Raw genomic sequence first — 22192 nt, forward strand, 5'->3', positions numbered from 1 at the left:
GACGTGAGACGCGCCCCGGGCGCGGTGAGGATCGACGATGAGAGTCAAGCTGACCCTGCGCCGCCCGGCGGCGCCCCTGACCGACATCGTCGTGATGGCCGACTCGACCGCGACCGTGGCCGACGTCGCGCGCCAGATCGCGTCGACCGATCCGACCCGGAGCATCCCGGCCTCGCCGGCCGACGTGCTCACCCTCTCCGTCGCCCCGCCGACCAGCGAGCAGCTCACCATGCTCACCCCCGACCTCCTCGTCGGTGATGCCCCGATCGGTTCCGGCTTCCTCGCCGAGGTCGTCAACCTCGGCCCGAACCGGGCGTCGGTCGGCACCGCCGGGGCGCGCCCCGCCGCCGTGCTCACGGTGGTCGCTGGCCCCGCGCAGGGCCAGGAGTTCGCCCTGCCCCTCGGACACTTCCTCATCGGTCGCGACGCCGCGAACGACGTGACGATCGCTGATCCGCTGGTCTCGAAGCGCCACGCGCGCATCGAGGTCGCGACGACCTTCGTCGAGATCGTCGACCTGAACTCCGCCAACGGCATCCTCGTCGACGGCGGCCTCGTGCAGCGCCTGCGCGTGATCCCCGGCCAGCGCTTCACCCTCGGCGACTGCGAGTTCGTCGTGCACCTCGTGAGCGACTTCGACGGCTCGGCCGCCGGCGACCCCGTGCTCGAGCGCGGGGGCGCGCTGCTGTTCAACCGCAGCCCGCGGGTCGAGGCGCGATTCACCGGCGAGGAGCTCGACGAGCCCCGCTACCCCCGCGACCAGGTGCAGCGGCTTTTCCCGTGGCCCATGCTGGTCGCGCCGATCCTGCTGGGCGCGGCGATCTTCGCGATCAGCGGCAACCCGCGCTCCCTGCTCATCGTGTTCATGTCGCCGCTGATGATGTTCGGAAACTTCATCTCGCAGAAGACGAACCTCGGGCAGCGCCTGCGCAAGGAGGTCGAGAAGTTCGAGGAGAACTTCGAACGCCTCGAAGAGAAGCTCTACCTCGCCCAGCCGCGAGAGCGCGAGGTGCGCCAGAACGAAGTGCCCGCCGTCGCGGTCGTGTTCGACGAGGCGATGCGACTCGGCCCGCTGCTGTGGACCCGTCGACCCGAGCACTGGAACTTCCTGGCCGTGCGGTTGGGGAGCTGTACCGACGAATCGCGTACGCGCATCAAACGCGCCGACATCCCCGAAGCGCTGCCCGAGTACATCGAGCGCGTGGACCGCCTCGAGGAGCGGTACAAGATGATCGACGACGTGCCGATCCTCGAGTCGCTGCAGAGCTCGGGATCGATCGGCGTCGCCGGCCCCACCTCGCTCGCCAGCGATGCGCTGCGGGGACTCGCGGTGCAGCTGTTCGGGATGCACTCGCCCAACGAGCTCGTCGCGGTCGCCCTCACCGAGCCCGGGTGGGCGAACGAACTCGACTGGCTCAAGTGGCTCCCGCACACCTCCAGCGAGCGCAACCCGTTCAAGGACGTCGCGCTGGCCGACTCGGCCTCGACGGGCACGGCCCTGCTCAACGGCCTCGAGGAGATCGTGCTCCGCCGCTCGCGCGAGGCGAAGTCGCAGCGCCCGCCCTACGGTGACGACTGGGACCCGATGTACTACGGCACCGACGTCAAGCGCGCCGCCGAGGAGGCGACGTTCCCCGGCCAGACCGCGATCCTGGTGATCGTCACCAACGATGCCCCGGTTGACCGCGCGCGCCTCACGCAGATCCTCGAGCGGGGAGCGGATGTCGGCGTCTACGGCCTCTTCGTGGCCCCGGTCGTCGAGTCGCTGCCGGCCGCGTGCCGCTCGTTCGTCGACGTCAGCCCCGGCCTCGAGCACGCGCGCGTCGGCACGGTGCGCAACGGCGTCGCCTACGAGGACGTGCGCGTCGAGGGCGTCTCGCACGCGTACATGACGATGTTCGCCAAGCGTCTCGCGCCGGTCGTCGACTCGAGCACCGTGATCGAGGACTCCTCCGACATCCCGAACTCGGTGATGTTCCTGTCGCTCGTCGGCAGCGAGCTGGCCTCCGACCCGAACGCCGTGATCGACCGCTGGCGTCAGAACAACACCATCCTCGACCGTTCGGGTGCTCCGCAGTCGCGCCTGAAGAAGGCGGGCAACCTGCGCGCCATTATCGGGCAGTCGCAGACGGATGCCATGACCCTCGACCTGCGCACGCAGGGGCCGCACGCACTCGTCGGTGGAACCACCGGCGCCGGTAAGAGCGAGTTCCTGCAGGCCTGGGTGCTCGGCATGGCGGCGGCGCACAGCCCCGACCGGGTGACGTTCCTCTTCGTCGACTACAAGGGCGGTTCGGCGTTCGCCGACTGCGTCGATCTGCCGCACTGCGTCGGCCTGGTCACCGATCTCAGCCCGCACCTCGTTCGCCGCGCGCTCACCAGCCTGCGCGCCGAGCTGCATCACCGCGAGCATCTCTTCAACCGCAAGAAGGCGAAGGACCTCCTCGAACTCGAGAAGCGCCGCGACCCCGAGACCCCGCCCGCTCTCGTGCTCGTGATCGACGAGTTCGCGGCGCTCGCCGGAGAGGTGCCCGAGTTCGTCGACGGCGTCGTCGACATCGCGCAGCGCGGTCGCTCCCTCGGCATCCACCTGATCATGGCGACCCAGCGGCCCGCGGGTGTCATCAAGGACAACCTGCGCGCCAACACCAACCTGCGCGTCGCCCTGCGCATGGCCGACGAGTCGGATTCGAAGGACGTCGTCGACGACCCGGTGGCGGCGTCGTTCCCTCCGTCGCTCCCCGGTCGCGGCATCGCGAAGACCGGCCCCGGTCGTCTCGTGCCGTTCCAGTCGGCGTACGCCGGTGGGTGGACGACCGACGAGGTGCAGCAGGCAGAGGTCAAGGTGGCCGAGCTGCGGTTCGGATCCATCCAGACGTGGGAGGCCGACCAGGCGCCCGAATCCGACTCGCACGACGAGGACCTCGGCCCGAACGACCAGAAGCGCATCGTCTCGTCGCTCGTCGCGGCATCCTCGATCGCCGGCATCCCGGCCCCGCGCCGCCCGTGGCTCGACGACCTCGAGCGCGCGGTCGACATCCGCGACCTGCCGGTGCTCGGTGACGGGCAGATCTTGCTCGGAAAGATGGACGTGCCCTCCCGCCAGATGCAGGAGCCCGCGTACTTCGTGCCGGACAAGGACGGTTCGCTCCTCGTCTACGGCACGAGCGGCTCGGGCAAGTCCACCGTGCTGCGCACCGTCGCGATCGCGGCCGGGTTCCACGCCGGGCACTCCGACGTCGAGGTCTACGGCCTCGACTTCGGGTCGGGTGCGTTGAAGAGCCTCGAGGTCCTCCCGCACGTCGGATCGATCATCGGCGGCGACGATGCCGAGCGCGTGCAGCGCATCCTGCGCTCGCTCGCGCGGGTGCTCGACGATCGCGGCAAGCGCTTCAGCGCCGCGAACGCCTCGAGCCTCACCGAGTACCGCGAGATCACCGGGTCGCGCGAGCCGCGCATCCTGCTGCTCATCGACGGATTCCCGCAGTTCCGTAGCGAGTGGGAATCGACCACCGCGCGGATGCCGTTCTACCAGACCTTCATGCGCATCCTCGGCGAGGGGCGCCCGCTCGGCGTGCACGTGATCGCGAGCGCCGACCGCTCGGGTTCCGTGCCGACGGCGGTCAGCGCGAACGTGTCGCGCCGCGTGGTGCTGCGTCTCTCCGACGACTCCGGCTACGCGATGCTCAACGCCCCGAAGGACGTGCTCGACGAGACGTCCGCCCCGGGCCGTGCCATCGTCGACGGCCTCGAGACGCAGATCGCGACGCTCGGCGGCACCCCCAACGTGGCCGAGCAGACCAAGCTGCTCGAGCAGCTCGCGGCCCAGCTGCGCGGAGCCGGGGTGCGCGAGGTCGAGGAGATCGGCGCGCTGCCCACCCGCCTCTCGGTGCGCGATCTGCCCGATCGCCTGGGCGAGTTCCCGGTGCTGGGTGTGGCGGAGGACACGCTCGCCGCACGCGACTTCGATCCTGTCGGCACGTTCGTCGTGGCCGGTCCCCCGCAGTCGGGCAAGACCACGGCGCTCAAGGGGCTCATCACGTCGATGCGGCGGCTCGACCCGACGGTCAAGCTTTTCCACTTCGGCGGACGGCGGGCGCAGCTCAAGGGATACGCCGACTGGACGCGCAGCGCCACCACGCCCGAAGAGGCGAAGGAGCTCGCGAAGGAACTCGTCGAGCTCGTCGCCGACGAGACGCTCGGAATGCGCATCCTCATCGTCGTGGAGGACGTGCCGCAGTTCGCCGACTCGCCCGCCGAGCGCGATATGAAGGCGCTGTTCCAGGCGATCAACCGCAGCGACCACCTCATGATCGGCGACGCCGACGTGACGCAGGTCACCAGCGGCTTCGGGTTCATCGGCGACTTCAAAGCCGGCCGCAAGGGCATCATCCTCAAGCCCGACTCGTTCGACGGCGACGCGGTGTTCAAGGTGCCGTTCCCGAAGGTCAAGCGCACCGACTTCCCCGAGGGTCGTGGCATCTTCGTGCAGGCCGGCCGCCAGGTCACGGTGCAGATGCCGCTCGTCGAGGGCGACCGGGTCGGGTGATCGCTCCATGGGGAATGCTCCCCATGGAGCGTATGGAGGACTCGCCCTAAAGTGATGAGGGGTCGCAGACCAGGAGTCCGCGAAGCGCGATCGGAGGAGGAGTGACATGGGCCAGGACATCAACATCCCGATGTCTCAGTTGGAGAGTCTGAACACGTCGCTGGGCAACATCATCGCGGAGTTCGAGGACGCGGGGTCCCGGAGCGATGCTCTGGAGTCGGCGATCGGCGCTCCTCACGGGGAGACCGCTCTCCGCAGCGAGGTCAGCCGCTTCGAGAGCGACTGGAACGACAAGCGCGACACCCTGAAGGACAAGCTCGTGACCGCCAAGGAACGGGTCGTCGATTTCGTCGCGGCGTGGACGGACTTCGATCTCGAGGCCGCGCGGAACCTCGACACGACTGAGAACCCGGCGCAGGTCGCGCCGCCGGAGGTACGTTGACATGGACCGCACACCCACCGCGGGAAAGCACTACGAGATCCTTCCGATCGCCGGTGAACCGTCGACGATCGAGGCGCGCGGCATCGAGATCGAGAGCCTGGGCGACCAGATGCTCGCCGCCGCCGGCTTGCTCGATTCGATCGACCTCGGCGCCGAGTGCCGCGGCAAGAGTCTTGATGCGCTGAAGGGAGACGTCACCGACGTCCGGGAGGACCTCCGCAAGGCCGGAGAGCGCTACCAGCCCAGCGGCACGCACATCGCGGAGTACGCGCGGACGCTCGACGGCGTGCAGACCACCCTGAGCTCGCTGATCCCCGACCTCGAGGCGCTGTGGAGCACCTATCAGACGACGGCGGGCAGCTTCGAGGACGACTCCCGCCTTCCGGAGCCGGAAGAGGGCGAGTCCACCGACGACCGCACCTCGGCGGCGGACGTCGAGGGCGACCACGACGCGTGGAAGGCGCGGGCGGTCGAGTACGAGACGGCTTACGACACGTGGTGGGATGCGTACGAGCGAGCGCGCTCCGGCATCCAGGCGGCCAACGACGACGGCGTCAGCGACTCGTGGTGGGACGATCAACTGCCGTGGCTGGAGACTCTGGGGACGATCCTCTCCTACGCAGGCATCGTCCTGGCCGTCGCGGCGTGCATCCTGGGTGGACCGTTCATCCTCATCGCGGCGATCGTGGGGCTCGCCGCGCTGGCGGTCACCGTGTGGAAGGTCTCCTGCGGGCGCGGCAACGGGTGGGACATCGCCATGGCCGCGGTCGGGGTCTTCCCCTTCGGCAAGGCGTTCTCGCTGTTCAAGGCCATGCGCGCGGCACCCGGGCTCGCCACGCTGGGTCGCGGGCTGCTCGGCATGGGCGGAGACATGATCGGCGCAGGATGGCGCGGCGGGTCACGCCTGACCGGTCTGCTCGGCGAGGGTCGCCTCGGTCAGGTCTTCCATGCCGGTGGAGACCTCAACCGTCACGGCACATCCGTCATGCGGAACTTCTTCAATGGGCTGGAGTCCCCCTCGATGCTCAGCCGCCTGCTGCGCGGCGGCGACGGTGCGTGGGCGGGCGCCATCGGCGATGGGGCATCCGGACTGTCGAACGCGGCCTTCAACAACCTGCGGTCGTTCCTGGGGAACGCTCCGAACGGCGCCATCATGGACGACATGCTGTCGGGAGGGAATGCCGCCCTCGATTTCATCGACAATCTCGGTAAGGCCGGTGCCGGCTTCGCCTACGACCGCTCGCAGGGCGGATGGAGTTGATGCGCGGCGTGGAGATCGAGCTCGACGATCGATGGCTGCTGCCGGTTCCCACCGGCAGCGACCTCGGAGTGTGGGCGCGCGAGCAGGTAGCGACGCTGCAGTCGGAACCCGATCGTGATCCCGAAGACACGGTCGCGGCGCTCGTCGCCCTGGCGGAGGGCGCCGATCCCACGGCGTTCGCCACGATGCTGTTCTGCCCGGACGGTCTCCCGGGTCGCGCCCTCGTGGCGGTCTACGCGTCGCAGAGCGCCCTCGCGTCACTCGAAGACCTCCCGGAGGCAGCGCCGGCAGCGCTCCCGCGCCAGATCCTGCCGCTGGGCGAGTTCGACGCCTCCGTCGGCCGGGTCATCTCCACGCTCACCCAGGTTCCCGATCTCGGTATCCTGGGAACACTGCAATACGAGCTGCTGCGCGACGGCGCACTCCTGGAGGTCGTCGTGACGAGCCCGAGTCTTCCGCACCTGGGTGCGGGCATGCCGTTGTTCGAGGAGCTCATCCAGCGGATCGTCGTCGCGCCTGCGGGCGGAGGTGAGCGTGTCACTGCGTGAGGAACTGCTCGGTCTCGCGCCCGCTGTGCCCCGCTTCCGTATTCTGCTGCCGCCCGAATGGGCCAGTTTTCCCGTGACGCCCGAACTCGGCGGTCAGTTCGAGCAGAAGGCGCGCGAGGTGTTCGCGCGCGCAGGCCGACCCGACCTCGACGGTGTCTTCAGCGCCCAGCTCGCCCGCGCGATGAGAGGCCTGCAGGAAGCCGGCGCGAAGTACGTCTTCCTGCCGTCCGAGCGGACCCCGGGAAAGGATCCGTTCGCGCTCTCGATGGTGGCGACGTACATCGACTCGCCCGACGGCCCGCTCGACGGGTGGATCACCGCACGCGTCCGCGCCGGAGCGGAGATGCTCGATCCCGAGGGGCGAATCGTGTTCTGGAGGGATCGTGGTCCCGGCCTGGACGGCGAGACGCACAAGTCGCAGAGCACCTACGTGATCGCGGTGCCCGGCTCGAACCGGCGCAAGGCGCTGATGCTCACCGGAAGCACGATCGTGGGAGCGGAGACCGATGACGATGACGAGTACGCCGTCGCCGTGAGGATGATTTTCGACGCGATGGCCGCGACCGTCACCTGGATCGCTGATGATGCCGAGGGCACCGCATGAAGCCGGTCGTCCGTCTCGCCGGCGACGACGCGAGCGTCTCTGCGGTCGCGAAGGAGGCCGTGGAGGTGCTCCGCGCACAGCCGCAGGCGGCATCGGCGCTGTTCTCCCGCCTGTGGAACCTGCATCAGCGCCGCCGGCGCTTCGTCTCTGCATCCGCGGCGCCGGCCATCGCCGTCGCGGCCGCACCGGCGCGGGCGCGATCGAGTGCGGGATATCGAGCCGTGTGGGGAACACTGCTCGGCCTCGGGCTGACGGCCGCGCTGACCTCGGCGGTGATGCTCGGTCCGTCCGACCGCAGGAACGCATTCATGAATCCCGAGCTCGCCATGTCGACCGCTGTCATTGCCGGCGCGATTGCCATCCCCGTTCTTCTGATCACGCTCCTCCTCAAGGTGCCGGACGTTCGGAGCGCCCGCATCGGTGAGACGTTCTCGGTGCTAGTCGGTCTGCTGTGCGTCGCGATGCTGGTGGTGCGCCTCCTCCTCGGTACCGGCGACGACCGGGGGTTCACGCCGGACGACCTCGCGATCTGGCTGCCGATGACGGCGGTGATCGCCCTCCTCATCGCGGGGGTCGCGATCCGGAGCGACCTGGCGCGGCGACAGGATGCTGCGCTCACGCCCCGCGCGCGAGCATCCGTCGATCCGGGCGACCTGCGCCAGATGCGGCGTGATGCGGAATGGGCGGCGTCGTCGTCCTCGCCGACGCCCTCCGACAAGGCCGAGTGGTCCCGTCGACTCGACACCCTGGCGAGCGCGGGAATCGACGCCACGACCATCGCCCAGGCGCGCACGCTCGCGCCGGCCGCCTGGGTCGCGTGGCTCGCCTACGACGGCGAGATCGACATCGCCGGCGTCATCCCCCGCCCCTGATTCCTGTTCTTCGCCCCGTGCGAACCGGGATGGGGAGGTCTCCCCATCGACGGTGGGGGTGGGGGTTGTTAGGTTTGTGGGTATCGGGCCGGAGGGGTCCGGTTCATTCGATTTCCGGAGGTGTGGACGATGGCCGATTTCGGTGCGTCTTATGCAGAGATGGAGCAGGTGGCGTCGTCGCTGTCGCAGGCTCGTGATGACATTCAGGGTCAGTTGGACACGCTGAAGGGTCAGGTGGACACCCTTCTGGGTGAGGACTTCAAGACGCAGCATGCGTCGGGCAAGTTCGGTGAGGGGTACACGGAGCTGACGACGGGTCTGAAGACCGCGGTCGATGGCATCAATGACATGTCGGAGTCGCTGCTGGGCATGATGCGTGCGATTCAGGACCTCGACACGCAGCTCGCCGGCAGCTGACCGAGCGATCTTCGTGGGGCGTCGACCGATCGGGTCGGCGCCCCCTTTCGACCGGTGACCAGGGGAGGGGACACGTATGCCTGATGTGAGTATCGACTACTCGGCCATGGAGGCGAGCAAGACCGCGTACGCGAACATGCGCACGTCGTTGGATGCCGCGACCAGCGCTCTCGGCAGCGTCTCGGCCTCGGCCGTCCCGCAGCAGGAGCTGCGGCGCCGTCTCGAAGACCTCCACGATTCGTGGGGTGGCGGCATCGACAAGCTCGGCCGCTACGCCGAAGATGCGAGCACCGGGCTGCAGGGCATCCTCGAGGCGTTCCGCGGGCTCGACTCCGAGCTCGCCGCCAGCATGGAGCCCGAGGAAGGGGCATCCGCATGACCGCGTTCCCCGCTCTGGGATTCGATCCCGCTCCCGGCAATCTCGGCGAGCTCGAGGGCTTCGTGCTCGGGCTCTCGACCGGCTGCGACAGCGTCGACGACGCGCTCGCGATGCTCAACGGCGACGATGACGCCGCCTGGACGGGCGAAGCCGCCGTGGCGTTCCGCGCCGCGATGAGCGAGGACTTCCGTCCGCACCTGGTCGACACGGGTTCGGCCCTGCGCACCTCCCGTGATGCGCTCAGCACCTGGGTGACCCAGCTGACCGGCTACCAGCAGCGCGCTCGCGAGCTCGAGGACCGGGCGGCCACCGCCGTTGCCTCGGTGAGCAGCAAGGCGACCGCGAAGGACAAGGCCGTCGACGGCGCCGACGCCGAGGATGCCGATCCCGACGCCGTGTCGAATGCGACCACTGCCCTCGCGACGGCGCAGGGCGCGCTCGACGACGTGATCGCCGAGGCGCAGCGCCTCAAGATCGAGGTCGACGACGACGCGGCGATCGCCGCGCAGCACCTCGTGAGCGCGAGCGACACCCTCAACTCCTATGCGGGCAACGCGTTCTCGAACTTCCTCGAGGGGGCGGGCGACTGGCTGGCGGATGCCGGCGAGTGGCTCATGGACAACGTGGTGCCGATCCTCGAGGACATCCTCCGCGCGGCGCTGCCGATCATCGCCATCCTCTCGCTCTTCATCCCGGTGCTCGGCACCGTGGCGCTCGTCATGGCGATCGCGCTGGTCGCGATCGACGGGCTGCAGGCGCTCACCGGCCGTGGGTCGTGGACGGACTTCGCGATCGGCGCGGTCGGGTTGCTCGCCGGTGGGCTGCTGGGTGTCGCGGCGAAGACGCTCATCGGCCCCGGTGGTGCGGTGCTCATCCCGTCGATCCAGCGCATGACTCCGGCTCTCGCCGGTGGCGGCACGGCGGCGGGAACCCTCGCCGTCACCCTGAACATCAACATGAGCAACATGGTCGCCAACACCTACTGGATGACCAACACCGCGATGGACGCGCACAGCAAGGGGCAGGACTTCGTCGACAGCCTGTTCGGTCCGTGGCAGAACCTCGCCGAACGTGTCGACAACACGGTCCACGGCAACGGCCCGAAGACGGACGACGAGCTGTGAGCGTCGAACAGGCAACCGGCCACCGGGTCTGGCAGCGGATGCCGCAGGGCTGGATCGAGTTCCGTGCCCTGGGCGATCGCTCGCCCGATGAATGGCTGGAGCGTTACCTCGAGGGCGGCAAGGGCTGGCTCCCGGACGAGGCGCGCGAGGCGATCGTCGCCGGCTTTCACGAGGGTGTGCGCACCTTCGCCGACACCGGATTCGACTTCGCCGGGGTGTCGATCGTGCTCGGTGAGCGGCCGGCGGTGTCGTTCCTGTGCACGAACGTGGTCGTGACGGGTCCGGAAGACACTGCGGATGCCGTCTCGCTGCACCGTCTCCTGCCGCTCGGTCGCTTCGGCGACGACGCGACCGCCGAGACCTTCGCGTCGCCGGACGGGCGGGTCGGCACCGTGACGAGCGGACTGGTGTCGCGCGGGGGTATGGACGCGGTCATGACGGTGGGCGAGATCCGTCTTCCCGACGAAGCGGGAACCGTGGTCGTCATGGGCATGTGCTCCGACCCGGCGCAGCGGCAGGAGCTGGCGGTGATGACGGCGTTCGCGCTGTCGATGACGCAGTACCTTCCCGAAGGCGTCGAGCCGCAGCTGCCGGAGGGCGCGCGATTCGAGACGCCGCTCGACGACGGCCTAACCTGAATCCATGCCCTTCGCCCTGATCCTCCCGGCCTCGCGTCCTCTCATCGCCGAGGCGGGATCCGATGACGCTCGCCCCGTCGAGGCCGACCGTGCCGCCGCGGCGCTGCGGGCGGACTTCGAACGATGGTCGCGGTGGGGGCTCGGCATCCTGGGCTTCGCCCTCGCTGCCGGCGGTGCGTTCGTGGCGGTCGGTCTCATCGAGACGGTGCGGATGCTGGGCGGCACGCCCGCCGGCAGCGACCTGGTGGCGATCGTGGTCGCCGTCGTCGTCGCTCTCGCGGGCGTCGCCCTGCTGGTGCTGCTGTGGTGGTCAGGGCGGCGGCTCCTCTCCGCGGCGGCCTGGTGGATGCGCCTGCCGTACACGCGCGGAGGGCGCCAGCGCCGCGCCGGCGGCTGGCTGCAGGCCCGCACCGTGAACTTCGAACCGCGGGTGTTCGCGCGCATCGTCACGGCGACCCTGGCACTGCTGATCGCGGTGGGCGGGATCGCGCTGTTCGTCCGCGACCTCATCGAGGGGCCGACGTCGATGACCGCGGCCGCGGCGACGGTCGGCATCGTCGGTGCCGTCTCCGGGATCGGCCAGATCGGCGGGGTGATGCGGATCGTGTCCGGTCTCTCGGAGCGGGACCCGCTCTGGGTGCGGATCCGGTCGGGCGTGATCGGCCGCTGACCTCGCCGTCACTCGCGGCTCGATGGGGAGGTCTCCCCATCGACGGTGGGGGTGGGGGTTGTTAGGTTTGTGGGTATCGGGCCGGAGGGGTCCGGTTCATTCGATTTCCGGAGGTGTGGACGATGGCCGATTTCGGTGCGTCTTATGCAGAGATGGAGCAGGTGGCGTCGTCGCTGTCGCAGGCTCGTGATGACATTCAGGGTCAGTTGGACACGCTGAAGGGTCAGGTGGACACCCTTCTGGGTGAGGACTTCAAGACGCAGCATGCGTCGGGCAAGTTCGGTGAGGGGTACACGGAGCTGACGACGGGTCTGAAGACCGCGGTCGATGGCATCAATGACATGTCGGAGTCGTTGCTGGGCATGATGCGTGCGATTCAGGACCTCGACACGCAGCTCGCCGGCAGCTGACCGAGCGCAGTTTTCGAGGGGTCGACGGTTCGCCGTCGGCCCCTTCGTCGTGTCCCCGACCCCGTCACCGGCACAGGGCGGATGGGGAGTCCTACCCATCGTGGCTTCCCGATATGCCCCATTAGCGTGAAACCACGGAGCACCGGGGGTGAAAATGTCGGACGTCGAGATCGACAAGGCGGCGCTCGAAGGGGCGATCCTGCAGATCGACCTTTCGATCGGCAATTACGTGATGTATGCGAACGACATCTGGGCCCGCGACACCGGCGTCGGCAACCCAGTGGGGCGCACGAGCCTCCGGGTCATGCTCGAGAACGCACTCGGTCAGGCGTCGATGGAGGCGAAGGCGCAGCACCTCGACGGCATCGCGATCGGCGACCGCCTCAAGAGCATCAACGATTCGTTCGATGACCTCGACGTCTCGCTCGGCGCCGGATGGGATTCCGACTATGTCGCTGACTTCTCCTAATCGCGGCTGGACGCTCGAGGAGATCGAGTACGACAGCGGCTCGCTCGAAGGCATCCATCGTGACCTCGAGACGTTGATCGATGAGGGTGGCAACGCCCGGATCGTGCTGCGCAACATCGACGGCGGACTCGAAGGGCGCGGCGAGAGCATCGATCGCGTGCAGACCGAATCGGGCGCCCTCGCGAGCCGGATGAACCCGACGATCCTCACCCTTGAGCGCATCGCCGATGTCGTCCGCGCCTACGGCGAGGCCGTGGCGCAGCACGCGAAGGCGGCGAACGACCTCATCGACGACATCGAGACGGCCCACGCCGCGAAGGAGACTGCGGCGGCCGATCTCGATGCGGCCGAGCTCGCGCAGCGTCAGTGCACGCCCGACGACACCGCGCAGACCCGCAACACGGCGGAGCAGGATGTCACGGATGCCGAGAGCGGTCTCGCCTCGGCCACCAGCACCCTCGACGATCTGTGGGAGCAGTGGGAATCCGCGTACTCGCTGTGGGATGAGGCCTATGGGGCTGCGATCTCGGGCCTGGTCCGCTCCGATGGCACGACCCTCAGCGACTCGACGCTCTCGGCGATCGATGCGCTCGCGAACGCCGACAGCCCGGCCGAGGTGGCCGAGATCTGGGACAGCCTCACCGATGCGCAGCGCGCGGCGTTGGCCCGCACCTACCCGGAGTTCGTCGGCAACCTCGAAGGCGTTCCCTACCTCGACCGGTTCCTCGCCAACAAGGCCGCCTACGACCGGGTGATCGAGGGCGGCCCGTATGGCGAGCCACTCGACTCGCAGCTCGAGCAGCTCGGGCGCGAGGTCACGGACTTCGATGGCCAATTGCTGATGTTCCACCCGTTCGAGCACCCGCAGGCAACCGCCGCTGTGATGTACGGTGTGCGCATCGTCGACGATGAAGGCAACCCTGTCGATCCGATGGACGGCATCACCAACGTTAACGTGCTGGTCGGTGGGATGTTCTCGAGCCTCGACGACCTCAAGGCATGGGGGGCGAGTGGCCGCAACCTTAACAAGTTCGCGAACGAGTACGGTGAGGGCGTGGGGTCCGCGACGATTGCCTGGTACGGCTACGACTCCCCAAATCTGGCGACCGAACACGTGATGGGCAGCGCGACCGAGGGCGCGGCGAGGCTCAGTTCCACGCTGCGAGGGCTCGACAACGAGGTTTCTTCACAGGTCACGACGTCGGTGATCGGGCACTCATACGGCAGCACGACCGCGTTCCTCGCGGTGGGCGGATCGCCCGACAACCTTGGAGTCGACAACCTCATCGCAGTCGGCTCGGCAGGAGTCCCCGACGGATATCACGCAGGCTGGACCGGAGACGCGCCAATGGACTACTCCGGCACGCAAATCTACGCCTCGCGTGCTCCCGGGGATGTGGTCGCACGGTACGGGGAGCACAGCTCGTTCGGCCACGGGATGAATCCCGAGGCGTTGCCGGGTGCGGTCAGTTTCGAAAGCGACGGGGGCGAGGTGCCGAGCCTGGGCGGTGGTACCGAGATGGCGGTCGGAACACCCGGGCACGCGGCCCACGACGGCGGCAACACGGTGTGGGGGTGGTGGGAAGCGGGTAACGGGTACCTTTCTCGCGACTCGGAATCGTTCCGTAACATTGCCAACATCATCGCCACCGGCGAGCCGATCGATTGACTGGTACGCGGTGACGATACACGAGGAGTAGAGGCGTGCAGATGAGGAAGCGCTGGCGGGTGTCCGCTGCTGTGGTGGTGTTGTCGGTTGCCCTTACGGGGTGTGTGAACGGAGGCGGAATGATTCCCACGGGTGACGAGCTTGTTGCTCAGGCGAAGCAGCACTACTTCGACTACCGGGCCATCACGAATGATGTCCAGGCGCTCATCTACGACGGGCCCTGGGAGTCGGATATCGGTTTGTTCGGGATGCAGCCTTCGGGCGCCGGGTGCGGTGACGACAGTTACAATTTCGATCTCACCCGCAACACGAAGATCGATCCGGATGAGCGGGATGGGATGCGCGAGAAGGTGCAGGATTATCTTGCCGATGCGGGCTTCGAGGTGGAGGGTCAGGAACTCGGCTCCGGTGACGCGCAGTCGTCCGATGTGATCGTGCGTCGGCAGGGCGACTTCTCGTTGCTGATGGTGACGTTCATCGCCAACGGCTCGGTTCTCGTCACCGCGACCACAAAATGCTGGCCCGGCGACCCGGCAGAGCTCAGCAAGCTCATCTTCGGCGGTGTCACCCTCTCGGAGGGGTATCTGCCGCGCGAGGAGTCGCCCAGCGACCCGCTCTTCTTCGGCGTCACGCCGGGTGAGCCGGCGTTCGGTCCCACACCCGCACCGTAAGCGTTCGTCAGCGCGCGAGATCCGCCAGGTGGCGCGCGTCGTGGTTGAGCACCTTGACGATGATGCCGCGGCGACGGAGGTCGGCGACCGTGCGCGACTCCTCTTCGCCGTCGCGCCCGAGCGCGTGCGTGTTCGCGACGACGAGGACGTCGCCCTTGTGCAGGGTGTCGATGAGGCGGGCGAGGCGATCGCCCCAGCTCTCGAGGATGTCGGGTGCGGGGTGACGGAACCCCTCGATCGGAACGCCGAAGCGCGTGAGATCATCGCGCTGCTGCACGACCGGAGGCATGCCCTCGCGGGAGACCACGAGTCCGACGAGGCGTGAACCGTCGGGGCGAGCGAGCCAGAAGTCGCGGTTCTGCTGCAGTTCGGTGAAGCACTTGGGGCACTCCGCCGCGGCGTGCGGCAGGTGCAGCGGGCTCGTCAGCGCGTCATCGACCGATGCCGTGCCGGTGGTCCGGTCTGTCGTTTCGCTCATGGGCGCACCTCCGGACTCCATTCTGCCCTGTCGGTGCCGAATCCGTATCGACTCCGCCGACGGGATCGGATGCCGCTCAGAGCTGTTGCAGGCGACGGGGAGGTCCCTCGAGCCGGGCGATCGTGATCTTCACGTCGACCAGCTCGTGCTCGACGCCGAGGAGGCGTTCCTCCACCCGGTCGATGCGGGCGTCGACGCGATCGAGTCGGGCGTCCACCTGGTCGAATCGGCGATCGACCTGCTCGAACCGGGCGTCGACCTGCTCGAACCGGGCGTCGACCTGCTCGAACCGGGCGTCGACCTGCTCGAACCGGGCGTCGATCCGCGCATCCATCTGCACGAATCGCGCGTCCAGGCCGCGCGTCTGGTGGGCGAGCATCGCGCCCACGCCGCTGAGCACCGTCGCCGTGAAGGCGAAGAGCGCGATGATCATTCCGATCGTGTCAGGAGACAAGGTCACCGGTCCATTCTGCTCCGCGGAGCGTCGTCAGTCCAGTAACCATATGTTGGCGAATCGCGTACGTGTGGGGACAGTGGATAAGTCAGTTATCCACACGTTCGCGCCGGAGGAGTGGATCAGATCAGACCGAGCGACCGCACCGCATCGCGCTCCTCGACGAGTTCGGCGACCGAGGCGTCGATCCGCCGCCGGGCGTCCTCGCCGATCTCCAGACCCTCGACGACCCGCCACTCGCCGTCGACCGCACGCACGGGGAACGACGAGATCAGGCCCGCGGGCACCCCGTACTCGCCGTGCGATACGACGCCGGCCGAGGTCCAGTCCTCGGTGCCGCGCACCCAGTCGCGCACGTGGTCGATCGTGGCGCTCGCCGCCGAGGCGACCGACGACGACCCGCGCACCCGGATGATCTCGGCACCCCGCTTGGCGACCCGCGGGATGAAAGTCTCGTCCAACCACGCCGGCACGTCGCCGACGATCGCGGCGAGAGCCTCCGCCGCAGGCTCGCCCGCCACGGTCGCGTGCGACACGTCGGGGAACTGCGTCGCGGAGTGGTTGCCCCAGATCGGCAGGCGCCCCACCGTCGCGACAGGCACGCCCAGCGTCTGTGCGAACTGCGCCCTGGCGCGGTTCTCATCCAGGCGGGTCAGTGCCGTGAATCGTTCGGCCGGCACGCCGTCGGCGGATGCCGCGGCGATGAGCGCGTTCGTGTTCGCGGGGTTCCCGACGACCGTGACCCGCACGCCGGGTGCCGCGTTCGCGGCGATCGCCGCCCCCTGCGGGCCGAAGATGCCACCGTTCGCGGCGAGCAGGTCGCCCCGCTCCATGCCGGGTCCGCGCGGGCGCGCGCCCACGAGCAGCGCGAGGTCGGCACCGTCGAAGCCGGTTGCCGCGTCATCCGTCACCTCGACGTGCTCGAGCAGCCCGAAAGCGCCGTCCTGCAGCTCGAGCGCCGCGCCCTCCGCCGCTCCGATCCCCTGCGGGATCTCGAGCAGCCGCAGCCGCACCTTCTCGTCCGGTCCGAGCAGGTCTCCCGCCGCGATGCGGAACAGCAGCGCGTAGCCGATCTGTCCGCCCGCGCCCGTGATGGTGATCGTCGTGGTCATATCCCGAGCCTACGACCGTCCGAGGGGCGGAGTACCCTCGGAGCCATGACGTTCAACCCCGACGCCGACCTGTCGACCAACACCACGCGCCGCCGCGGTCGCAACGCGGCGATCGCGGGAGGCACAGGAGTCGGGGTGCTCGGCCTCATCGCCCTGATCGCGGGGCCGCTGCTCGGGATCGACCTGACGGGGCTTCTCGGCGGCGGTACATCGACGGGTGGTTCGGGCTCCGACTCCGGGAGCTCGGTCATCGAGAACTGCGACACGGGGCAGGACGCGAACGAGAACGTCGACTGCCGCATGGCCGGCGCACAGGTCGCACTCGACGCGTTCTGGGAAGACAACGTCGAGGGGTACGTGCCGCCGACCCTGACGGTGGTCGACGGTGCGACCTCGACGCAGTGCGGCACCGCCTCCAACGCCGTCGGGCCGTTCTACTGCCCGCCCGAGCAGGGCGTCTACCTCGACCCCACGTTCTTCTCGCTCATGCAGCAGCAGTTCGGGGCATCCGCCGGCAACCTCGCCCAGCTCTACATCGTGGGTCACGAGTGGGGCCACCACATCCAGAACATCGTCGGCACGATGGATCAGTACCCGAACAACGGCACCGGAGAGGGCAGCAACGGCGTGCGCATGGAGTTGCAGGCGGACTGCTACGCCGGTGCCTGGATCGGGCGGATCTCCGAGCAGACGGACGCCGACGGTACGCCGTACCTGCAACCGACCACCGAGGAGCAGCGGCGGGACGCATTGGATGCCGCTGCCGCGGTGGGAGACGACCACATCCAAGAGATGTCGGGCGTTTCGAACCCCGACAGCTGGACGCACGGGTCGAGCGAGCAGCGGCAGTATTGGTTCGCGCTCGGCTACAGCGAGGGCCTGGGGGTCTGCGCCGAGACGTTCACCCGCTCGGTCGACGACCTCGACCCCTGAGACTGACCCAGGGGTGCGTCAGGCGCGCAGCGCCGCCAGCAGGGTCTTCACGAGGCCTCCCACGCCGCCGCTTGCGCGGAATCGGGTGAGCCCCTCGCTTACCTCGGCGCCGGTGCGCGAGGTCACGAACCACGGGGGCGTCGGCAGGATCGTGACTCGACCGCCGCCGTTGAGGCCCGGCGCGGAGCGCGGGAACGGCCGGAACGGGCCACGCAGCACCGATCGCTCGACCCGATCGAGCAGCAGGGCGTTGTGCACGACGCCGATGCCGCTGCCGACGTCGTCGATCGTGCTGCCGGGGAAAGCGCCCCAGGTCAATGTCGGGGTGATGAACGCGAAGCCGGTCCAGCCGTTGATCGCGATCGATCCGTACCGGAGGTCGGCGATCGCTCTCTCGAATCCGGTGCCGAGCGACTTCTCGGTCGCCGGGTCGATGAGCACGTTCGCCCCGAGCGTGCCCTGCAGCTCGTCGTTCGCGTAGGCGACGGCGGCGTCGAGGAACTCCTGGCCCGTCCCGGCGACGCTCACGACGCCGAGGACCGGTGCGAAGTACTCGGTGCTCTGCAGGGCCGAGGCGTCGTCGTCGTCGATCTCCACGAGCAGCCGGTCGCCGAGCACGAGGGCATCGGGGTAGGCATCGGATGCCTCGTGCATGCGGTTCGTCGACCCCGGGTACCAGGTGGGTCGCTCGGGCGCGCTCGCGTAGGCCCGACGGAGCGCGGCGCGGAAGGCATCCGCCTGGTCCCAGTCCTCCGACAGGACCACGACCTGCCCGGCGATGCAGTTGTGGCCGCTGTTCTGCAGCCGCATGGTCGCGACGTGCTCGGCCTGGTACCGCAGGTCGGCGTCGGACCAGTCGCCGGGCACGACGATGATCGGCGAGACCCCGCCGAGCTCGGCCGTGATCGGCTTCGACATCGACGGCTTCTTGCGGCGGGCGCCGCGCGCGGTCTTCGGGCCCCAGACGATCGCGTCGAACGTCGCCGCGGACCCGGTGATGTGCACGTGCGAGAGGTCGGGATGCGCCGTGAGGTAGGCGCCGACCGCCGGGCCGCCGCGCACGATGCGCAGGAACCCCGGCTCGATGAGCGGGGCGAGCGCGCGCTTGTAGATCGGCACGAGGGGATCCTGCGTCGGGTTCACCTTGAGCAGCGCGGTGCGGTTCGAGGCGAGCAGTTCGTAGAGCACGTCGAGCACGGGGATCGAGGTGACGTTGCCGGCGCCGAGCACGAGACCCACTCCGCCGGAGACGGTCGGGGTGCGCTGGCCGAGCCCGGCGGCGGCTCGGGCCGCGCGCGGCGTCGTGCCCGGTTCGAGCCAGACCTCGCCGGTGAATCCCGACAGCAGGAAGCGATCGATGCCGGTGAGGGGGAACGCGTGCACGCGCGTGCGGCCGCCGGGGGCGCGGTCGATGGTGACCCCGTCGAGCGGGTTGGCGCCGCGGGCGAGCCGCGAGAGCGTCTCGATGTAGGCGTCGAGGGCACCGAGCACACCGTAGGGCCCGCTCAGCCATTCCTCGCCTCGGAGCGGATGCCGCGCATCGAGCCCCTTCGTCGCCGCGGCGGTCGTGGCCCAGTCCTCGGCGGTCGCGGCCACGCTCGTGCGCACCTGACGCAGCAGCGTCACGCGCTGCGCGACTGTGAGCGCCGACCACACGCGGGCGCCCGTGTGCAGGTCGTCGATCGCCGTATCGAGCCGCGCGTGCTCGCTCTCGCCGATCTCGGGCGTGGTCGTGGCGACGGGCGTGGCGGTCACGGGCGGCTCCTTCGAACGGGATCCCAGCTTATGCGTCGATGTCGTGGCGGCGCAGGCGGTAACGGTGAAGAGGCAAGAGGCTCGCGAGCATGATCAGTGCGGGAAGGATGCTGAAACTGAGCACGATGCCGGTGATGGCGGCATCCGGCTGCTCGACCATCGTGCCCGCGACCGTCGAGACGTACCCGGTCAGGGCGAGGGTGAGCGAGACCGTCGTCGCACCGAGAGCGAAGCCGACCGTCTCCCCGGCGGTCCAGATGCCGGTGAAGGTGCCCGCGCGCCCGCTGCCGTGGGTGCGCTCGTCGTGCGAGATGACGTCGGGCAGCATCGCCATCGGCAGCGACTGCAGACCGGCGTAGGCGATTCCGGCCACCGCGACGGAGGCGTAGATCCAGGCACCGGGCGTCCAGACCGCGATCGTGAGGGATGCCGCGGCGAGAGTGAACAGCACGCTCGCGATGCCGAACGCGCGCTCCTTGCCGACCCGCCGGGCGATGACCGTCCAGGCTGGCGTCGCCACGAGCGCGGGGCCGACGAGCGCGACGAACACGAACGTCACGGCGTCCTCCGACCGCAGTACCCAGGTCGCCACGTACTGCGCCCCGGCGAGCATGGTGCCGGTCGCGAGCGCCTGCAGCAGGAACGCGCCCAGCAGCGCACGGAACGGCTGGCTGCGCCGCAGCGCCCGGTACCCCGAGGCGTACTGCTCTCGGATGCCGGCAGCCGTGGCCACCGCGCTCTCGTCTCCGATGTGGCGTGCGGCCGCGGCATCCGCCGTGCGCGTCGCCACGAACATGCCGATGCCGATCGCGAGACCCGCGACGATCCCCATCAGCAGATATCCGAGAACGGGGTCGTCGCCCGCCTTGCGCAGAGCGGGGCCACCCGCGCCGAACAGGAGGATGGATGCCGTCAGCACGACGACCCGCCAACCGAGCAGGCGCGTGCGCTCGTCGTAGCCGTCGGTGAGCTCGGCGGGCAGCGCCACGTACGGCACCTGGAACAGGCTGAACGCCGTGGCCGTGGCGAGGAAGGCGAGCAGCACGCACACCGCACCGGCCATCGGACCCCACGACGGAGGTACCGCGAACGTCAGCGCGAAGAACACGGGCAGCGTGACGGCGCCCAGCACCATGAACCCGCGACGCGAGCCCGTGCGCGCGAGCTGACGGTCGGAGGCCGCGCCGATCAGCGGGTCGATCACGACGTCCCAGATCTTGGCGGCGGTGACGATGACTCCGGCGGCCAGAGCGGCGACCCCGAGGTTGTCGGTGAGGAAGTACGTCAGCACCAGCCCGGGCAGCGTGGCGTATCCGCCGGTGCCGACGGAGCCGATCGCGTACAGCACGATCGTGCGCGCGGACAGGCGGACGGATGCTCGTTCGGGCCGAGCCTCTGTGCTCATCGCGCCAGTGTAGCGGTGGCCCTTCGTGCCGGGGCGGCGCTCAGATCAGGGAGAGCTCGCGCAGCTTCGCCTCGACGTCGGCGTTCGACGGCTCGACCTGGTGGGAGGAGTCGGGGTACAGGACGACGGGGATGTTCGTGCGGCCGGAGATGTCCTTCGCGACGTCGGCACCGGAGGGGTCGGCGACGAGATCGACGTACGTGTACTCGACACCGAGGTCGTCGAGCTGCTTCTTGGTGCGGATGCAGTCGCGGCACCAGTCGGCGCCGAACATCGTGATGGTGGATTCAGCAGGAGAAGTCATGACACAAGCGTAGAACGCCCTGGCGGGGAGAGGGCCGAGAGGGGCTTGTCGGTAAGGGTAGCCTTACCTATAATCGAAGCCATGAACCACGCGAGCGAGCACCTGGACGACCCCGACTGGGAGAACATCGAGGGCGCTGTGCTCGTCGCGGGAGACGCGGCGGACGCCGGGGTGATCGCGGGGATCGCCGCCCGACTGCCGTGGGACGCGACCGGCGTGATCCTGCTCGAAGCGGCCGCGCGCATCCAGATGCGTCACATCGACGTGCCCGACGGGGTGTCGGTGCGCTGGCTCGTGCGCGGCGACGGCATCCGTGCGCACACCAAGGGCGAGCGCCTCGCCAATGCCGTGCACTCGTGGTGCGTCGAGTGGGCGTGCAGCGAGCCGCCGGCGCAGTGGACCGTCTGGCTGGGGCCGCACACGCCACCCCACGTGGCGCGCATGGCCCGCAGCCTGCTCGGCGTCGCGAACTGACTCCGTCGGCGAACCGGCCCGTCAGCGCGCGAGCGCCGGAGCCCCCGCACCCGCGGTGATCGCGTCGAGCGCTCGCCGCAGTGACGAGCTCGAGGTGTGCGCCGTGTACGGGAAGTACACGACCTCGACGCCGACGCGCGCGAAATCGCGCTCGAGCCGCAGCCCCTTCTCGGTGCCGCGCCAGTCGTCGCCCTTGAAGAAGTGCGTGAAGCGCACGTCTTCCCAGGCGTCCAGCTTCGACGGCGTCGTCTCGACGTGCACGTCGTCGACGAACGAGATGTGTCGCACGATCTCCGCGCGCTCCGCCGTCGGGATGACGGGCTCGATGCCCTTCACCTCGCGCAGCATCTCGTCGCTCACGACGCCGGCGATCAGAATGTCGCACTGCTGCTTGGCGTGGCGCAGAAGGTTCAGATGCCCCACGTGGAACAGGTCGAAAGCTCCCGCGGCATAGCCGATACGCGTCCCCATGATCTCCCCAGATCAGTGATTCCCCAGTAGGCGGATCCCCATCCACCTGCGACTCCCACAGCCGCACGGGTCAGTCTAGACCT

Annotated in this window: 24 protein-coding genes; 17 read left to right on the forward strand and 7 right to left on the reverse strand. The window is 69.1% G+C overall.

Going from position 1 to position 22192, the window contains the following annotated elements; translation table 11 throughout:
- The first annotated feature begins 37 nt into the window (after positions 1–37).
- From KV396_RS09145 to KV396_RS09215, 15 genes are all read left to right on the forward strand, one after another.
- Positions 38–4549: an FtsK/SpoIIIE domain-containing protein gene (locus tag KV396_RS09145; protein WP_247955514.1), complete on the forward strand. Its 4512-nt coding sequence runs from the start codon at positions 38–40 to the stop codon at positions 4547–4549.
- 106 nt (positions 4550–4655) lie between these two features.
- Positions 4656–4991 (forward strand): hypothetical protein, encoded by a 336-nt coding sequence (locus KV396_RS09150; protein ID WP_247955515.1) that lies wholly within the window; start codon positions 4656–4658, stop codon positions 4989–4991.
- Position 4992: 1 nt separating this feature from the next.
- A complete protein-coding gene (locus tag KV396_RS09155) occupies positions 4993–6252 on the forward strand; it encodes a hypothetical protein (protein ID WP_247632981.1) in 1260 nt (419 codons plus the stop codon).
- Positions 6252–6800: a hypothetical protein gene (locus KV396_RS09160; protein WP_247955516.1), complete on the forward strand. Its 549-nt coding sequence runs from the start codon at positions 6252–6254 to the stop codon at positions 6798–6800. The genes KV396_RS09155 and KV396_RS09160 overlap by 1 nt, the downstream gene beginning before the upstream one ends.
- Positions 6787–7404 carry a hypothetical protein gene (locus KV396_RS09165; protein WP_247955517.1) on the forward strand — a complete coding sequence of 206 codons (618 nt, stop codon included), beginning with the start codon at positions 6787–6789 and terminating at the stop codon, positions 7402–7404. Before KV396_RS09160 ends, KV396_RS09165 begins: the two co-directional genes overlap by 14 nt.
- A complete protein-coding gene (locus tag KV396_RS09170) occupies positions 7401–8276 on the forward strand; it encodes a hypothetical protein (RefSeq protein ID WP_247955518.1) in 876 nt (291 codons plus the stop codon). The genes KV396_RS09165 and KV396_RS09170 overlap by 4 nt, the downstream gene beginning before the upstream one ends.
- 129 nt (positions 8277–8405) lie before the next feature.
- Entirely contained in the window at positions 8406–8693 is a 288-nt protein-coding gene (locus KV396_RS09175) for a WXG100 family type VII secretion target (protein WP_247623521.1), read from the forward strand.
- A 76-nt stretch (positions 8694–8769) separates the two neighbouring features.
- Positions 8770–9072, forward strand: a complete 303-nt coding sequence (locus KV396_RS09180) for a hypothetical protein (protein ID WP_247632977.1) — start codon at positions 8770–8772, stop codon at positions 9070–9072.
- The gene (locus KV396_RS09185; protein ID WP_247955519.1) at positions 9069–10196 is read left to right on the forward strand and encodes a hypothetical protein; all 1128 of its coding nucleotides are present in this window, start codon (positions 9069–9071) and stop codon (positions 10194–10196) included. Before KV396_RS09180 ends, KV396_RS09185 begins: the two co-directional genes overlap by 4 nt.
- Positions 10193–10834 carry a hypothetical protein gene (locus KV396_RS09190; RefSeq protein ID WP_247955520.1) on the forward strand — a complete coding sequence of 214 codons (642 nt, stop codon included), beginning with the start codon at positions 10193–10195 and terminating at the stop codon, positions 10832–10834. The genes KV396_RS09185 and KV396_RS09190 overlap by 4 nt, the downstream gene beginning before the upstream one ends.
- Positions 10835–10838: 4 nt before the next feature.
- On the forward strand, positions 10839–11504 hold the full coding sequence (locus KV396_RS09195; protein ID WP_247955521.1) for a hypothetical protein: 666 nt from the start codon (positions 10839–10841) through the stop codon (positions 11502–11504).
- 122 nt (positions 11505–11626) lie between these two features.
- Positions 11627–11914, forward strand: coding sequence for a WXG100 family type VII secretion target (locus KV396_RS09200; protein WP_247623521.1), 288 nt, complete (start codon positions 11627–11629; stop codon positions 11912–11914).
- Between the two features lie 154 nt (positions 11915–12068).
- Entirely contained in the window at positions 12069–12383 is a 315-nt protein-coding gene (locus tag KV396_RS09205) for a hypothetical protein (RefSeq protein WP_247632973.1), read from the forward strand.
- Positions 12364–14052 carry an alpha/beta hydrolase gene (locus KV396_RS09210; protein ID WP_247955522.1) on the forward strand — a complete coding sequence of 563 codons (1689 nt, stop codon included), beginning with the start codon at positions 12364–12366 and terminating at the stop codon, positions 14050–14052. The genes KV396_RS09205 and KV396_RS09210 overlap by 20 nt, the downstream gene beginning before the upstream one ends.
- A gap of 41 nt (positions 14053–14093) precedes the next feature.
- Complete coding sequence (locus KV396_RS09215) at positions 14094–14723, forward strand: hypothetical protein (protein WP_247632971.1); 630 nt, start codon at positions 14094–14096, stop codon at positions 14721–14723.
- A 7-nt stretch (positions 14724–14730) separates the two neighbouring features.
- Here the strand turns inward: KV396_RS09215 and KV396_RS09220 are convergent, their stop codons facing one another.
- From KV396_RS09220 to KV396_RS09230, 3 genes are all read right to left on the reverse strand, one after another.
- Complete coding sequence (locus tag KV396_RS09220) at positions 14731–15201, reverse strand: recombinase family protein (RefSeq protein ID WP_247623517.1); 471 nt, start codon at positions 15199–15201, stop codon at positions 14731–14733.
- A 76-nt stretch (positions 15202–15277) separates the two neighbouring features.
- A complete protein-coding gene (locus tag KV396_RS09225) occupies positions 15278–15661 on the reverse strand; it encodes a coiled-coil domain-containing protein (RefSeq protein WP_247955523.1) in 384 nt (127 codons plus the stop codon).
- A 116-nt stretch (positions 15662–15777) separates the two neighbouring features.
- Positions 15778–16767 (reverse strand): malate dehydrogenase, encoded by a 990-nt coding sequence (locus KV396_RS09230; protein WP_247632969.1) that lies wholly within the window; start codon positions 16765–16767, stop codon positions 15778–15780.
- A 45-nt stretch (positions 16768–16812) separates the two neighbouring features.
- Here KV396_RS09230 and ypfJ point away from each other — a divergent pair, with 45 nt between their 5' ends.
- On the forward strand, positions 16813–17700 hold the full coding sequence (gene ypfJ / locus KV396_RS09235; RefSeq protein ID WP_247623514.1) for a KPN_02809 family neutral zinc metallopeptidase: 888 nt from the start codon (positions 16813–16815) through the stop codon (positions 17698–17700).
- Between the two features lie 18 nt (positions 17701–17718).
- Here the strand turns inward: ypfJ and KV396_RS09240 are convergent, their stop codons facing one another.
- The 3 genes from KV396_RS09240 to KV396_RS09250 are packed head-to-tail and all read right to left on the reverse strand — an operon-like array spanning position 17719 to position 21164.
- On the reverse strand, positions 17719–19455 hold the full coding sequence (locus tag KV396_RS09240; protein ID WP_247955524.1) for an aldehyde dehydrogenase family protein: 1737 nt from the start codon (positions 19453–19455) through the stop codon (positions 17719–17721).
- Positions 19456–19483: 28 nt separating this feature from the next.
- Positions 19484–20860: an MFS transporter gene (locus KV396_RS09245; protein WP_247955525.1), complete on the reverse strand. Its 1377-nt coding sequence runs from the start codon at positions 20858–20860 to the stop codon at positions 19484–19486.
- 40 nt (positions 20861–20900) lie between these two features.
- Positions 20901–21164, reverse strand: coding sequence for a glutaredoxin family protein (locus tag KV396_RS09250; RefSeq protein WP_247623511.1), 264 nt, complete (start codon positions 21162–21164; stop codon positions 20901–20903).
- An 81-nt stretch (positions 21165–21245) separates the two neighbouring features.
- Here KV396_RS09250 and KV396_RS09255 point away from each other — a divergent pair, with 81 nt between their 5' ends.
- A complete protein-coding gene (locus KV396_RS09255) occupies positions 21246–21638 on the forward strand; it encodes an SIP domain-containing protein (protein WP_247623510.1) in 393 nt (130 codons plus the stop codon).
- Between the two features lie 21 nt (positions 21639–21659).
- Here the strand turns inward: KV396_RS09255 and KV396_RS09260 are convergent, their stop codons facing one another.
- The gene (locus tag KV396_RS09260) at positions 21660–22109 is read right to left on the reverse strand and encodes an adenylyltransferase/cytidyltransferase family protein (RefSeq protein ID WP_247632965.1); all 450 of its coding nucleotides are present in this window, start codon (positions 22107–22109) and stop codon (positions 21660–21662) included.
- Positions 22110–22192 lie beyond the last annotated feature (83 nt).

It is taken from the genome of Microbacterium galbinum (assembly GCF_023101185.1).
Lineage (GTDB): Bacteria > Actinomycetota > Actinomycetes > Actinomycetales > Microbacteriaceae > Microbacterium > Microbacterium galbinum.